14 protein-coding genes, 2 tRNA genes and 1 pseudogene are annotated in these 13,664 nt (G+C 70.2%); 7 read left to right on the top strand and 10 right to left on the bottom strand.

The window, feature by feature from the left end:
* Positions 1-99: 99 nt before the first annotated feature.
* The 6 genes from QUE79_RS15010 to QUE79_RS14985 all read right to left on the bottom strand — a co-directional run bounded on the left by QUE79_RS15010 (position 100) and on the right by QUE79_RS14985 (position 5,536).
* Complete coding sequence (locus tag QUE79_RS15010; RefSeq protein WP_286343792.1) at positions 100-465, bottom strand: SHOCT domain-containing protein; 366 nt, start codon at positions 463-465, stop codon at positions 100-102.
* Between the two features lie 158 nt (positions 466-623).
* On the bottom strand, positions 624-1,271 hold the full coding sequence (locus QUE79_RS15005) for a response regulator (protein ID WP_286346738.1): 648 nt from the start codon (positions 1,269-1,271) through the stop codon (positions 624-626).
* On the bottom strand, positions 1,153-2,538 hold the full coding sequence (locus QUE79_RS15000) for a sensor histidine kinase (RefSeq protein ID WP_286343791.1): 1,386 nt from the start codon (positions 2,536-2,538) through the stop codon (positions 1,153-1,155). Before QUE79_RS15000 ends, QUE79_RS15005 begins: the two co-directional genes overlap by 119 nt.
* Before the next feature lie 632 nt (positions 2,539-3,170).
* Positions 3,171-3,244, bottom strand: a tRNA-Ile gene (locus QUE79_RS14995).
* Positions 3,206-4,558, bottom strand: a complete 1,353-nt coding sequence (locus QUE79_RS14990; RefSeq protein WP_350271711.1) for a glycosyltransferase — start codon at positions 4,556-4,558, stop codon at positions 3,206-3,208. The genes QUE79_RS14995 and QUE79_RS14990 overlap by 39 nt, the downstream gene beginning before the upstream one ends.
* A gap of 63 nt (positions 4,559-4,621) precedes the next feature.
* Complete coding sequence (locus tag QUE79_RS14985; RefSeq protein WP_286343790.1) at positions 4,622-5,536, bottom strand: DMT family transporter; 915 nt, start codon at positions 5,534-5,536, stop codon at positions 4,622-4,624.
* A 40-nt stretch (positions 5,537-5,576) separates the two neighbouring features.
* On the opposite strand from QUE79_RS14985, the gene def reads away from it, so the two are divergent.
* Together def and QUE79_RS14975 are read left to right on the top strand one after the other, a co-directional pair.
* Positions 5,577-6,143, top strand: a complete 567-nt coding sequence (def, locus tag QUE79_RS14980; protein WP_286343789.1) for a peptide deformylase — start codon at positions 5,577-5,579, stop codon at positions 6,141-6,143.
* A 63-nt stretch (positions 6,144-6,206) separates the two neighbouring features.
* Positions 6,207-6,279 (top strand) — tRNA-Asn (locus QUE79_RS14975).
* 180 nt (positions 6,280-6,459) lie between these two features.
* On the opposite strand, the gene QUE79_RS14970 is transcribed toward QUE79_RS14975, so the two are convergent.
* Genes QUE79_RS14970 through QUE79_RS14960 form a run of 3 tightly spaced genes read right to left on the bottom strand, consistent with a single transcriptional unit; the run spans position 6,460 to position 8,736 of the window.
* Complete coding sequence (locus QUE79_RS14970) at positions 6,460-6,813, bottom strand: hypothetical protein (RefSeq protein ID WP_286343788.1); 354 nt, start codon at positions 6,811-6,813, stop codon at positions 6,460-6,462.
* A gap of 28 nt (positions 6,814-6,841) precedes the next feature.
* Entirely contained in the window at positions 6,842-7,702 is an 861-nt protein-coding gene (locus QUE79_RS14965) for a glycosyltransferase family 2 protein (RefSeq protein ID WP_286343787.1), read from the bottom strand.
* Positions 7,699-8,736 (bottom strand): hypothetical protein, encoded by a 1,038-nt coding sequence (locus QUE79_RS14960; protein WP_286343786.1) that lies wholly within the window; start codon positions 8,734-8,736, stop codon positions 7,699-7,701. The genes QUE79_RS14965 and QUE79_RS14960 overlap by 4 nt, the downstream gene beginning before the upstream one ends.
* Before the next feature lie 137 nt (positions 8,737-8,873).
* Between QUE79_RS14960 and QUE79_RS14955 the strand changes: the two genes are divergently transcribed.
* The 5 genes and pseudogenes from QUE79_RS14955 to QUE79_RS14935 all read left to right on the top strand — a co-directional run bounded on the left by QUE79_RS14955 (position 8,874) and on the right by QUE79_RS14935 (position 12,943).
* On the top strand, positions 8,874-9,965 hold the full coding sequence (locus QUE79_RS14955) for a glycosyltransferase family protein (protein ID WP_286343785.1): 1,092 nt from the start codon (positions 8,874-8,876) through the stop codon (positions 9,963-9,965).
* Positions 9,962-10,786, top strand: a pseudogene (locus QUE79_RS14950) (glycosyltransferase); the annotation flags it as partial. The gene QUE79_RS14955 and the pseudogene QUE79_RS14950, both read left to right, overlap by 4 nt.
* Positions 10,787-11,087: 301 nt before the next feature.
* A complete protein-coding gene (locus QUE79_RS14945) occupies positions 11,088-11,684 on the top strand; it encodes a hypothetical protein (RefSeq protein ID WP_286346870.1) in 597 nt (198 codons plus the stop codon).
* Positions 11,681-12,091 (top strand): glycosyltransferase, encoded by a 411-nt coding sequence (locus QUE79_RS14940; protein ID WP_286346869.1) that lies wholly within the window; start codon positions 11,681-11,683, stop codon positions 12,089-12,091. The genes QUE79_RS14945 and QUE79_RS14940 overlap by 4 nt, the downstream gene beginning before the upstream one ends.
* Positions 12,092-12,394: 303 nt before the next feature.
* Positions 12,395-12,943, top strand: a complete 549-nt coding sequence (locus tag QUE79_RS14935; protein ID WP_434011007.1) for a glycosyltransferase family 2 protein — start codon at positions 12,395-12,397, stop codon at positions 12,941-12,943.
* Here the strand turns inward: QUE79_RS14935 and QUE79_RS14930 are convergent.
* A complete protein-coding gene (locus tag QUE79_RS14930) occupies positions 12,932-13,651 on the bottom strand; it encodes a glycosyltransferase family 4 protein (protein WP_286343784.1) in 720 nt (239 codons plus the stop codon). The two genes, QUE79_RS14935 and QUE79_RS14930, sit on opposite strands and share 12 nt — an antisense overlap.
* Positions 13,652-13,664 lie beyond the last annotated feature (13 nt).

The following is a 13,664-nucleotide window of genomic DNA, read 5'->3' as shown; positions in this document are numbered from 1 at the left end:
GTCCCTCGGCCGACGGCGCAGTGTCACCGTCGGCCGCGGGGCCTGCGCCGCCCGCCCTGCGCCGCGGCGCCTACAGCCCGGCCTCTCCGCTGCGAGGGCCTACGCCGCGGGACCGGCAGGCCCGGGCCGGCTGGCCCGCAGCACCTCCAGGCGGGCGCGGTACTCGACCTCGTCGATGTCACCGCGGGCGAAGCGCTCCGAGAGCGTCTGCTCGGCGGCGACCGGCCCGGCGAACGCACCGCCGTGGCCACCCCACGGGCCTCCGTAGCCGTACCCGTAGCCGCGCGTCGCGGCCGCCCGACGCCAGCGACGCCCGAACAGCGATCCGACGAGCGCGACGACGCCGATCCAGAACAGCGGGATCACCAGGAACAACCAGCCGAAGCCGAAACCGCCGCCTCCCCAGGGGCCGAAGCCGTGGTGGAAGGCTGCGACGGTGCCGACGGAACCGAGTGCAGTGAACATTGCAAGACCTTTCGCTGGTGGTCGACGGGGTGCCGACCGGTACGACCAGCCTCGTGATCCTGCGCCCTTCTCGAATCCGCCGGAGAGAGCGATCCCGCGTACTCCGGGGGATCAGTGCGCCCGTCGAGCCTGCACCCGGGCGGCTGCGATTCGCGGCTCTACTGCCAGCCGGGCTGCACGAGCCCGGTCTCGTAGGCGACGACGACGAGTTGCACGCGATCGCGGGCGTCGAGCTTGGTCATGATGCGCGAGACGTGGGTCTTGGCCGTGAGCGGGCTCAGGAAGAGTCTCGCGCCGATCTCCGAGTTGGTCAGGCCCTCGCCCACGAGGGTGAGGACCTCGCGTTCCCGTTCGGTCAGAGCTGCGAGCTCGGCGGCGTCGCGCGCGGGGCGCAGACCACCGGCGATCCGTGACAGGAGCCGTCGCGTCACCCCGGGCGACAGGAGGGCGTCGCCGCTGGCAGCGACCCGGACGGCGCGGAGGAGTTCGACGGGTTCGGTGTCTTTCACGAGGAAGCCGCTCGCCCCCGCGCGGATCGCCTCCGCGACGTACTCGTCCAGCTCGAAGGTGGTGACGATCACGATGTGCGTCGCCGCGAGCAGGGAGTCGCCGACGATCTCGGACGTCGCCCAGAGCCCGTCGCCGTCGGGCATGCGGATGTCCATCAGGAGGACGTCCGGCCGCAGCTCACGCGCCAGGTCGACGGCCTGACGGCCGGTCGATGCCTCGCCCACGACGTCGAAGTCGGCCTCCGAGTCGAGCAGCGCGTGGAATCCGGCCCGGATCAGCTGTTGGTCGTCGGCGATCACGACGCGGATCATCGCGGGGCTCCCGGTCGACCGGCGGGGATCCTGGCCTCGACACGGAATCCGCCGCCTGCGGGAGACGCCGTCTCGAGGTGTCCGCCCAGCAGTTGTGCGCGCTCCCGCATGCCGATGAGCCCGCGGCCGGCGGCGCGTCGGGATCGGCGCCGCGGCCGTCGTCCACGATGGTCACGGTGTAGTCCGGGCCGGCAGCAGCCAGGGTCACGACCACTCGCGTCGCGCGGGCGTGACGCGACGAGTTCGTCAGGGCCTCCTGCACGATGCGGTAGATCGCCTGCTGCGTCGCGGGTGGAACGCTCGACGGCAGCGAGTCGTCGAGCCTCGCCTCGAACCCGGGTCGCGTCATCGTGGCCACGAGCGCGGGGAGCCGGCTGAGATCGGGCGCGGGGGAGCGGGCAGGATCATCGCCCTGACCCCGCAGGAACCCGAGCACCCCGCGCACCTCCTCGAGCGCCTGCCCGCTGGTGAGGCGGATGTTCTCGAGGCTTTCCCTGGCACGGTCGGGCTGCGAGTCGAAGAGGTGGAGGCCGACGCCGGCCTGGACGCTGATCTGCGAGAGCGAGTGCGCGAGGACGTCGTGCAGCTCACGCGCTATCCGGACTCGCTCGGCCTCGGCCTCGGACCGGCGCTGCGCCGCGATCCTGCCCGAGATCTCTCGGAAGCGTTCGCGACGGTTGCGGACCACCTCGCCCAGGCCGACGAGGAAGCAGAGCACGAGCGCGACGACGAGCGGGCGGATGCTCGCCACCGGCGACCCGCTGACGAGGTAGGCGACGAGCGGGACCACGAGCGCGAGGCCCGCGAGGGTCGACCACACCCAGACGCGCGCGCCCCGTGCGATCCCAGCGACGACGGCGACCGCGAGAGGGAGCGCGGCGAGGGGAGGCCCGCTCCCGAAGGCGATGGCGGAGGCCGACAGCAGCCCTGTGGCCAGCGCCACCTGGCCGGGTCGGTGTCGGCGGGCCAGGAGTGCGAACGATGCGGCGAACCCGAGCAGGATCACGAGAACGGGGACGCCGGCGGGGACTCCGAACTTGAGGCCGGTCGGGGAGCCCGGGCTGCCTTCGTCGGCCTGCCCTCCCGGGCCGAGCGGGCTCGGGCCGAAACCGCTGTGTCCGGCGCCGAACCGGGCGGCGTGCAGGGCGAACACGACGCCTGCGAGCTGGAGGACGAGGGTCAGGATCACGGGGAACCAGACCCCGCGCCGCGGCGCGCCCCCGTCGAGGCGCGCCCGCCACCGTTCGCTCATCCTTCATGCTATCCAGCCGTGCTCGCTCCCCGAGTCCTCCCGCGAGCCCGCCCCGCATACTCCCGCGGGAGTACGCGGGCCGCTCGCTGCCCGGCGCGTGCCGTTCGCGGGCTCCTCACAGGTGCCCGCGCCTCCCTCCCGCCTGGCTCGCGCCTGGCTCGCGCCCGTCCGCCTGCCGTCGCTTGCCCACGCCTTCCGTCGCCTGCCCACGAGATGGCCCAATCTGTCGCGTGCCTCAGCGAAACCCGACAGAACAGGCCATCTCACGCCTCTCGCGCGCCTCTCGCACACGCGAGACCGCACCTGAGCCACCCCGCCCCGCACTCACCCGCACCCCGCGGGCGCTGAGCGAAGCGATCCCGCCCCACCCCGCAGCACCCGCACCCCGCGGGCGGTGAGCGAAGCGATCCCGCCCCACCCCGCAGCACCCGCACCCCGGACTCCCACCCCGCGGGCGGTGAGCAAAGCGATCCCGCCCCACCCCGCAGCACCCGCACCCCGCGGGCGGTGAGCGAAGCGATCCCGCCACAGCGTCGAGCGCAGCGAGACGCGCGCGCCGCGAGGCGCCAGACCAGCACTCCGGAGTCGGCCGCGTCGACTTCGCACAGCGAATCGACACGCCAAACCCAACGTAGGGCGGACGGGACTTGAACCCGTGACCGACGGATTATGAGTCCGATGCTCTAACCGGCTGAGCTACCGCCCCGCGCCTCGGGTCGGCTGGCGGCCGGCGTGGAGGCGTCGGCGGCTTGGGGGCCACCTTTTCTCCACGATACAGCTTCTCGAAGGTGTCGAGGGTGCGGTTGATGTCGTGGGGTTCGATCATGTGGAGGCTGGCTTCGCGCATCGCGATGTAGTCGTCGTCGCTCTTTGTCAGCACGGCGGTGAGTTTGGCCGCGAGGTCGTCGGCGTCGCCGGGGGTGAAGAGGTAGCCGTTGCTGCCTTCGTCGATGAGGTGGGGCAGCGCCATCGCGTCGGCGAGCACGACGGGGAGTCCGGAGGCCATGGCTTCGAGGCTGGCGATGCTCTGGAGTTCGGCGGTCGAGGGCATGCAGAACACCGTGCTGCCGGTGAGGGTCTGTCGGAGCTCGTCGTCGGAGAGGTATCCGGCGAAGGTGACGCGCCCCGCGAGGCCGAGGTCGGCGCTCATCTGCTTCAACTTGCCGAGCAGGTCGCCGCCGCCGACGATCGTCAGCGTGGCGTCGAGGTCGCCGGGGAGTTTGGTCATCGCTTTGAGGAGGACGTCGATGTTCTTCTCTGCGGTGACGCGTCCGACGAAGAGGATGCGGTTGGTCTTGGGGCGATCCCGGCGGGCGACGTAGTGGCTGGCGTCGATGCCGCAGGAGATCGCGTAGACGCCTCGGATGCCGGTCGCCGCTTCGAGGTAGCCTGCGGCTTTGCGCGTCGGCGTGGTGACGGCTTGGGCGTGCTTGTAGGTGTTCGCGGAGTCTTGCCAGGCTCGGCGGGCGATCCAGTCGAGCAGCTTCTTCGGCATGGGCGGCGCGTGGTCGACGAGGTTGTCGGGCATGAAGTGGTTGGTCGCGATCACGCGGATGCCGCGATCGCGGGCGACCTTCGTGAGGCCCCGGCCGATGACGATGTGCGACTGGATGTGGACGACATCGGGCGCGAAGGAGTCGACGATCGGGCGGGTGTTGCGCTGGACGGTCCACGGCGTCGCGAAGCGCAGCCAGTCGTGCAGCGGCCACCTGGTCGAGTTGAGGCGGTGGACGGTGAGCGTCGCATCACCGTGTTCTTCGTGGAAGGTGCCGTGGCGTCGTGTCGCCGCGGGGACCACGATGTGGACGTCGTGACCGCGTCCGGCCAGGCCGACGGCGAGTCGCTCCGTGAAGTTGGCCGCCCCGTTGACATCGGGTGGGAACGTGTCGCCGGCGATGAGGACGCGCAGCGGAGCCTTCGACCCATCGGGTCGCGGTGCCGAGCCAGCCTTGGCGACACTCGTCGGAACGGCGCTGTCGTCGTGCGAATCGGAGCGGTCGTCGTGCGATGGAGCTGACACTGTGCGGATTCGTCCTTACCTTGTGGGGTCGGGCGGCGGGCGGGATGGTCACCCCAGGCTAGCTCAGGCCCGTGACGCGGGGTGGTATTTGGCGAGTTGGAACACGCCGTAGATCGCGATGGCTCCGGCGATCACGTAGAAGACGGCCGCCCACCACGGTGCCTGGGACGCTTCGCCGAGGACGATGACACCGATCCCCACGGCGACCATGGGGTCGACGACCGTCAGTCCGGCGATGACGAGGTCTGGTGGGCCGGACGCATAGGCGTTCTGCACGAAGTAGCCGCCGAGAACGGAGGCGGCCAGCAGGAACACGACGCAGACCACGGTCAGGGGGTCGAAGCTGTGCGACTCGATCCGGTTGATCACGATTTTGGCGAGCGTCGCGACGAAGCCGTAGAGGAAGCCCGCCGCGAGGATGTAGAAAAGCGCGCGGATCCTGCGCCTGAAGAGGGTGAAGGCGGCGAGCAGGATCGTGAACACGACGGCGAGGATGATCAGCACCGTCACGAGCTGCGCAGTCGTGATGCGAGGCTCGGACGCCGTGAAGGCCGCGACGGTGACGAACAGCCCCACCCCGCCGACGCAGAACAGGATCGCGCGTCGCGACTGCCGATCGAGGCGCTGGTGCGTCGTGCGCGAGTTCAGGATGGACGTCACCACCAGCGCGACCGCTCCGAGCGGCTGAACGACGATCAGCGGCGCGAAGCTCAGGCTCGTCAGCTGGAAGACGACCGCCAGCCCCAACATCAGGGTGCCGATCACCCAGGACGGCCGTCCCGCGAGGCGCAGGATCTGCTTCAGGTTCAGTCCCTTGGACGACCCACCGTGCTGTTTCTCGACCTTCGCGACACCTCGGTGCTGAAGTTGTGCCCCCACGGACAGGAACATCGCCCCGACGAGCGCGATCGGGATCCCCAGCGCCTGATACGGCGTCAGGGATACCTGTTGCGTCAGGTCGTTGAGAGTCGAGGACACTTCATCACGGTACCGGGAGGGCCCCGGATAGGCTGGGTGGATGCCAGTACGACCGATCAAGATCACCGGCGAGCCCGTTCTCCACGAGGCCGCTGCCGAGGTCACCGCGTTCGACGAGACGCTCCGCACTCTCGTCGCCGACATGTTCGACACGATGGACCACGCTCCCGGCGTCGGCCTGGCCGGCCCGCAGGTGGGTGTGCCGCTCCGCGTGTTCGTCTACTCGTACGTCGACGACGACGGAACCTCCTGGCGCGGCGTCGCGATCAACCCGGAGTTGTGGCAGAGCCCGCTCACGCTCGACGACCTCGACGAAGACGAAGAATCGGAAGGGTGTCTGTCGATCCCGGGCGAGCGGTTCCCCCTCCGACGCGCCGAGGGGGCGATCCTGCGCGCCGTCGACCTCGAGGGCGACCCGTACGAGATCGAGGCCCACGGCTGGCTCGCCCGGATCTTCCAGCACGAGTACGACCACCTCGACGGGGTTCTCTACGCCGACCGTCTGGAGCACCCGCACTGGAAGGCCGCCAGCAAGGTCGTCAAGAAGAAGAGCTGGGGTGTCCCCGGCAAGGAGTGGACGCCGGGCGTCGACCACCCCGAGGGCTGACGTGTTCAACGCCACCCAAAACGTTTGCTACAGTTGTGGTCGCTGTTCAACACAGTGAAACATTCCTCGATAGCTCAATTGGCAGAGCAGCCGGCTGTTAACCGGCAGGTTCTTGGTTCGAGTCCAAGTCGGGGAGCGAAGGCCTAGCGGCTCCACCCGCTAGGTCTTTTTTCGTGGTCCGGCCATCGGGCATGGCGATCGTCGGCTTCGTCCTGAGCTCCGTGGTCGCCGAATGCCCGCAGCGCCGACCCAGGCCACGTCCACGGAGTTGCCTACACCTGCTCGTGAGGCGCGCCTCCGGCCGATCGCCTCGTGGTCAGCCCCACCCGCCGAGGTACGCCTCGACGTCGGGCGGATCCTGCAGGGGTGTGATCCCCCTGACACGCTCGACGACAGCGGGGAACAGAGCAGGATCCGCCCAGCGTTCGATCCGTGCCCTCGCCCGGCGCGACGTGATCCGCAGGAGCCTCGCGCCGTCCTCGCCCACGACGTCGAAGGTGCCGAGAGCCTCCCGCGTCAGTCGATTCACCAGCCCGCGAAGCGCTCCGGGCTCGACTCCGACGGGTCGAAAGAGGTCGATCTCGAGGCGGTGCCGTTCGATCGAGCGAGAGTCACCCGGCAGGGCCGCGAGGGGAGCTCGTTCGACACCGAATCGAGGGTGATGAACCACGCGGCGTTCTCCTGCCCCTCGGGAGCCGTCACGACGATGTCCGCGAAGTCCCCCGGAGGCCCTTCGGGCCGGAGCCGGGCACCGGCAGGAGTCTCGCCAGCCGCAGCGTCTCGGCATTCTTGTCGCCTGCCGCGCTGTCCGGACGACCGGCCCACTCCGGGCCGTCGTGCCACGCGACGGCCAATGGGACATGGGCGAGCAGGGCCCCGAGCAGCCACGCCCGATACGCCCACTCCCAGTCCTCACCCCCGTAGCTCGCAAACCCTTCGTCGAATCCTCCCGACTCGGCGAACAGCGACGCGCTGCAGGCACTGACCGCTCCGATGACGAAGCGGTAGCTGCGATCGTCGACCTCGAGCAGATTTCGCGACGAGGCGTACGCATCCCTGAGCCAGCGGGGTTCGGGGAGTTCAACCGTCGGCCCGACGTCCTGGACGAGAGCCGAGCCGCGGATACCGGCATCCGTGAACGACGCGTGCCTCCGCCGTCCGACGGCGACGACATCGGAGGACAGGGCCGGGAGCCGGCTGAGGTGGCGGATGTACGAGGGCTCCGGCGACGTGTCCGCGTCGAGGAAACAGAGCACGGAGCCGGAGGCGACCGCCGCGCCGGCGTTGCGCGCGGCGGCCAGTCGAAAGCCGCGATCCTCCTGGCGGACCAGGATCACGTCGTCCGGCACCGTGGGCGGTATCGGCGACCCGTCATCGACGACGACGATCTCGAGGCGTGAGGCCGGATGATCCTGACGTCGAAGGGCGAGGAGGGTCCGATCGAGCTCGGCCTGTTGTCGATAGTGCGGGACGATGACCGTCACCGCGGCCGGTTCGCCGGGTTCGCTCTCGTCCAGCAGGTCCCATCGATTCTGCGGAAGCGGGCGCCCGTGTTTCACCACGGCAGGTTCGCCCACCACGACAGATGCACCGCGGCGACGTCGTCGAGCGACGGTGCGAGGAGGACGCCAGGGCCGAGCCGCGTCGCCCGGCGATCACCCGCCAGGCGTTCGATGGAGTCGGCGAGGCTCAGCGGGTCGCTCTCGGTCAGCACCAGCGTGCCGGGCCGCAGCGCCGCCATCTCCTCCGTGTAGCGCATTCCGACGACGAGCGCCTTCCGGCCGGCCTCCGCCCAGTCGAGCAGCGACCTCGACGCGGAGTAGTGGAGGTGGGCCACGACCGGGACACCGGGCGCTGCAAGAGCGCTCTCGTAGCTCGGGCGGTCGAGGTAACCGGTCACGGTGAAGTGCACGCCCGTGTCGCCTGCCCGGGCTGCCAAGCGACGGGCTTCGGCCTCATGGCCGGGTGCCGCCCCGCCGAGGACCGTGAGCCGAATCGGTCCGAGGTCGCGACCGGCCAGGACCGCCGCGGCGGCGAGCACCTCGTCGTGGCCCTTACCCGGATAGACGTATCCGGCCATCAGGATCTCGACCCCCGTCGATCCAGCCGCCGAAGAGATGCCCGGGGAGGCATGGACGCTGCGCGCACCGAGCGGGATGACCTTCGGACTCGTCGATCCGATCCGATGCTGCAGGAACAGAGCGGCCTCGTGGTGGCTGCTGACACTGATCCCGACGGCGTCTTCCGCGAAGGCCGCGTACGCCTTCGTCCGGCGGACCACGTTCACGGGGCCATCCGACTCCTGCGGCAGGTCGTGCAGCGTCAGCGCAACGTCGTGCTCCCGCGTCAGGCGACCCACGGCTCTCGCAGCCTCGTCGAGACCGGCGCCGAAGAGGGCGTCCGTGACGTGGATGTGCAGGCGTCGGCGGCCGGCGCCGAGAGCGCGAAGGGCCTCCTGGGCCGAATCGACGTGCAGGATCTCGGTGCCTCGCGATGCACGGTCGACGGCGTCCGCGAGATCGGTCGCGTACTCCGTCACACCGTGTCTGCGGTCACCGACGATGAGGTGCGTAGGGGGAGCGGAAGTGGCCATCCGTTGCGACGCTTGCACATGGAACCGGGTCGGTCAACCGGGTCGAGCCAGATGGGCCCGATCCTGCGCGGTGCGCCTAGCGTCCAGTTCGGCCTGTCCTCCCGGAGTGCCATCGAACACCCCCGAAAGAAGGTCGTATGACGCAGCGACTCTGCGTCGTCTCGGTACCAGCCGGTCACCCGTATGTTGCGCGCACGCTGACGCATCCTGATCTGACCGTCCTGCCCGATCCCTCGCCCGAGGGCGCTCCCGACGGGCAGTGGTGGCCTCCCGTGGTCCTGTCGCCGGGATGGATCTCGGCACACTCCGCCGACGCGGACCTTCTGCACCTCCACTTCGGCACCGAGTCCTTCAGCCCTGCCCAGCTCCTCTCAGCGCTTCACGACGCTCACGCGGTCGGCTGGCCCGTGGTCCAGACGGTGCACGACCTGGTGCACCCTCAGCTCACGGATCAGGAGCCCTACGTCCGGCAGCTCGACGCTCTCGTCCCCGGCGTCGATGCCGTCCTCACCCTCACGCCCGGCGCCGCAGCCGAGATCGAGAACCGCTGGGGTCGGCGAGCCCGCGTGATGCCGCACCCGAGGCTCTTTCCCGAAGGGGCGACCGTTCCGCGGGGACTGGTGCGCGACGAAGTGGTCATCGGAACCCACCTCAAGGATCTCCGCCCGAATGTCGACGGGCCGTCCACCGTGGCCGCACTGATCGCTGCCGTGGACGGGCTCCGGGCAGGCGGACTCCCGGCGTCGGGCGAGGTCCGGCTGCACCGGGACGTGCGGGATGAAGCCGCTCGCGATCGGGTTCGCGCCGCGATCGCCGCCTCGGACTCCGTCGTCCTGCTCGAACACGACCGACTGGACGACCGCTCGCTGTCCAACGCCCTCGCGCACGTGGACGTCTGCGTCCTGCCCTATCGATCCGGCACGCACTCGGGCTGGCTCGAACTCTGCTGGGACCTGGGTGTCCCGGTGGCAGCACCCGACGTGGGGTACTTCTCCGAGCAGCACGACGATCCCACGGTCGCAAGCTTCACACTCTCGGCGAGCGGAGCAGGTGTCAGCCTCGAAGCGTGCCTTCGCCGTCTCCTGCAGGCCGGGAGTCGGGCGGGTAGTGACGCCCGACAGCGGCTGTCGACGATGCGACTCGCCAGGCGGGCGATCGACGACCGCACGACCACGCAGGCGCATCTCGACCTGTACCACGAGCTTCTCTCGACAGCGGCTGTCCGATGAGTCTCTCAATCGTCGTGATCGCGCCTCTGCGATTCCCGATCCGGCAGCCGTTCGCCGGAGGTCTCGAATCGGCGGTCTGGCACGAGATCCGCCTCCTGAGAAGGCGAGGCCACCGGGTGACCCTCATCGCTACGGCCGGCTCCGATTTCTTGGAGAGCGGCGACGACCGCGAGCCCGCGTTCGTCCTGCCCCCGGTCGAGTGGGGTGACGATCCGTCTGCCGCCGACGACACGTATCCGGCCGGCTATCTGGACGTCGCCCTGCCGGCCCTTGGCGCCGCCCTCGACCGGGTGGCGGCCGGGGCCGGCGGCGTCGACGTGATCCTCAACCACTGCCTGCACGGCCTCCCGCTGACCCGGGCATCCGATCTCGGCGTTCCGATGATCTCCACGCTCCACACCCCCGTCGTCCAAGACCTCGTCGAGGCGAACGATTCCCCGCGCCCCGGCTCGAGCAGCTTCCTCTCGGTGAGCCGACACACGCAGGCCGTGTGGCGGAAGGCCGGGATCGAGTCGTCGGTGCTGCCGAACGCCATCGACAGCGAGCGTTGGCCCGAGGGCCCGGGAGGCGACGGGTTCGTCTGGTTCGGCCGTCTCGTTCCTGAGAAGGGAGCCCACCTCGCCATCGATGCGGCGCGCGCCGCCGGGCGCCCGATCACGATCGCCGGGCGGCTCGGCGACGTTCAGTACTTCGACCGCGAGATCCGGCCGCGTCTCGGCGACGGCGTGCTCTACGCCGGTCAACTTCCTGTCCCGGAACTGGCGGCTCTGGTCGGACGGAGCGCCTGCGCCCTCGTCACGCCGCTCTGGGACGAGCCATTCGGCCTGATCACGCCCGAGGCCCTGACCTGCGGTACCCCGGTCGCCGCGTTCGCCCGAGGGGAGTCGTCGAGCTCGCAGCGACGACGCTCGGTCTCGAGACCGTTGCCGCGGGACAGGTCGGCCCGCTGGCCGACACGGCTACTCGGCTCGCGGAGAGGCAGCAGTCGGACCCGGCGTTCCGCTCGTCGATTCGCGGCGCGGCTCTCGCGTCGTTCTCTCTCGAGGCGCGCGGTGAACAACTGGAAGGCCTCGTCGAGTCACTCATCCGGGAGCGGTCTCCAGCACTCAGCCCGTCGCTCCCATGACGACCATCGGCTGGTACGTTCACCACCAGGGTGGCGGGCACCTGGGCAGGATGCTGTCGATCCTTCCTCGTCTCGATGCGGACGTGATCTGCTTCAGCAGCCTCGAAGAGCCCTCAGGGCTACCCCGACGGGTTCGCTGGGTCCACCTCGACCTCGACTCCGACGTCCTCGACGGACGCGATCCCGTCGACTCCGATCCCGCCGCGGGCGGTGCTCTGCACTGGGCACCGCTGCAGCACGCGGGACATCGTTCGCGGATTGCACGTCTCGTCGCCGTCGTCGCCGAGCATCCGGTCGACGCCTTCGTGGTGGACGTCTCGGTCGAGGTCGTCCTCACGGTCCGGCTCCTCGGGATCCCGGTGGTCGTCATGGCCCAGCCCGGCGATCGCGACGACGCTCCGCATCGCCTCGCGTACCGTGCCGCAACGCTGATCCTGGCTCCCTGGCCCGCCGATCTCGTCGAGGCGCCCTACTTGCGCGGACTGCCGGTCGTGCACACCGGGGGCATCAGCCGCCACGAGGGACGCGCAGTTCAACGGGGGCCGGCGGCGCGGACGTTCTCCTGCTCGGTGGCCGCGGCGGGTCCGAGGTGACGCGGAGCGATGTCCGCGCGGCTCAGGACGCCACTCCCGATCGTCGATGGCGGATCCTGGTGGACGACGGGGAGTGGCTCGGCGATCCGTGGCCTGCTATCGGCAGTGCGAAAGTGGTCATCGCCTGGGCGGGGCAGAACTCCGTCGCGGACCTCGCCGTCGCCGGGGCTCGAGCCGTCGTCATCCCTCAGCCGAGACCGTTCCGCGAGCAGGTCGTCACGGGAGAAGCGCTTACCGCCGCTGGGCTCGCCCTCGTCCAGCCGACGTGGCCCGCCGCCGAGAGCTGGGGGCCCCTGCTGGACCGCGCGGAGAGCTCGACTCCCGACTGGTATCGCTGGCGGACCGACGGCGCGGCCGGCCGAGCCGCGGACGCGATCCTCACCGTGGCACGACGGTGGCCTCGATGACCGCTTCCTCCCGAGGGCGCTCCCAACTCCGGCGATCCCGCTCGAGAAAACGGTGGTCGTGTCACTCTGCTCCACAGCGCGGGTCGATCACCTCCGCGAACAAGTGCGCGCAACGCACGCGAGCGGCGTCAGGACCATCGTCACGTGGCTGGGAGGTGACGCCGCCCCGGATCTCGGCGCGGACCTGATCCTGCGGGTCCCCCGGGAGAACACGGGTTACGGCTGGCCGCGGGGCGCAATGCCGCCGCCGAGCGAGCCCTTCGCGACGGTGCCGAACTCGTCGTCTTCCTCGACGCGGACTGCGTGCCCGGGCCGAACCTGATCCGGGGCTACCGGGAGGCGGCGATGCGCCACCCCGACGCCGTCCTGAGCGGCCCTGTCACCTATCTTCCCGAAGGATTCGGCGATCTCGCCCCGGCTCGGCTCGCTGCCGCGACGGCTCCGCATCTCGCGCGTCCCGCACCGGACCCAGGAACCGAGCGACGGGCCTCGGAGTCGGAGTACGACCTGTTCTGGTCCCTCTCGTTCGCCGTGACGGCACGCGGCTGGCGCACTGCAGGGGGATTCGACGGCAGCTTCGAGGGATACGGCGGCGAGGACACCGACTTCGGACGGCGCCTTCGGCAACGACACGTTCCGTTGGTCTGGGTGGGCGGCGCCGATGCCTATCACCAGTACCACCCGACGACGACGCCACCGGTCCAGCATCTCGACGACATCCTTCGCAACGGCGCCCGCTTCGCGTCGCTCTGGGGCCAGTGGCCGATGACCGGCTGGCTCGAGGCGTTCGAGCGCGACGGGCTCGTCGAGAGAGTGGAAAACGGGTGGCGACGGGCCGGATCAGCGCCCTGACATCGACCGCATCCGTGTGCCCGCGACGGTGAGGTCTTCGACCGCGGCGACGAGGTCGGGAGCAACCGCGTCGGCGGTGAAGTCCAGGACTCCGACGGTCGCCCGCGTCGTCAAGGCCGTGACGAGACCGCGGTCGCCGAGGAGACGTTCGATCGCCGTCGCGAGCCTCACCGGATCACCGGGCGGCACCATCAGACAGTCGTCCCCGTCGACACAGAAGTCGTCGAAGCCGCTGCCACTCGTGACGACCACCGGCGACCCGAGGGCCTTGGCCTCGAGGGCGACCTGCCCGAAGCCCTCCCACAGGGAGGGACAGACGACCACGGACGCGGCAGCGATTCCGCGATACAGGGACGGCCCCTCGACATGGCCCAGGAAGACCACGCGCGACCGAGCGGACTCGGGAAGGAGAGTCAACAGCTGTTGGCGCGTCGGCTCGAAGCGGCTGTCCCCGGTTGCGCCGGCGAGAACCAGACGGGCGGTGGGCTGCGAGTCGGCGAGGGTTGCGAAAGCACGGAACGCGACTTCGACGCCCTTCTTCCGTTCCAGACGGCCGAGGAACAGCACGATCGGAGCGAACCCCTCGGGCCAGTGGGCGGGGAGGTCGCTCGCCGTGATTCCCCGGCGGACGGCCGCCACGTCGATGCAGTTTCGAACGACGGCAGCCGGCGGCAGGTCGCCCAGGAGCCTGCGGTTTCGCTCGAGCATGGCTTCAGAAATG

The sequence above is a fragment of the Frondihabitans sucicola genome, assembly GCF_030296615.1.
GTDB classification, from domain to species: domain Bacteria; phylum Actinomycetota; class Actinomycetes; order Actinomycetales; family Microbacteriaceae; genus Frondihabitans; species Frondihabitans sucicola.
The sequence above is the reverse complement of the archived record's forward strand: the minus strand, read 5'-3'. Positions and strand labels throughout refer to the sequence as shown.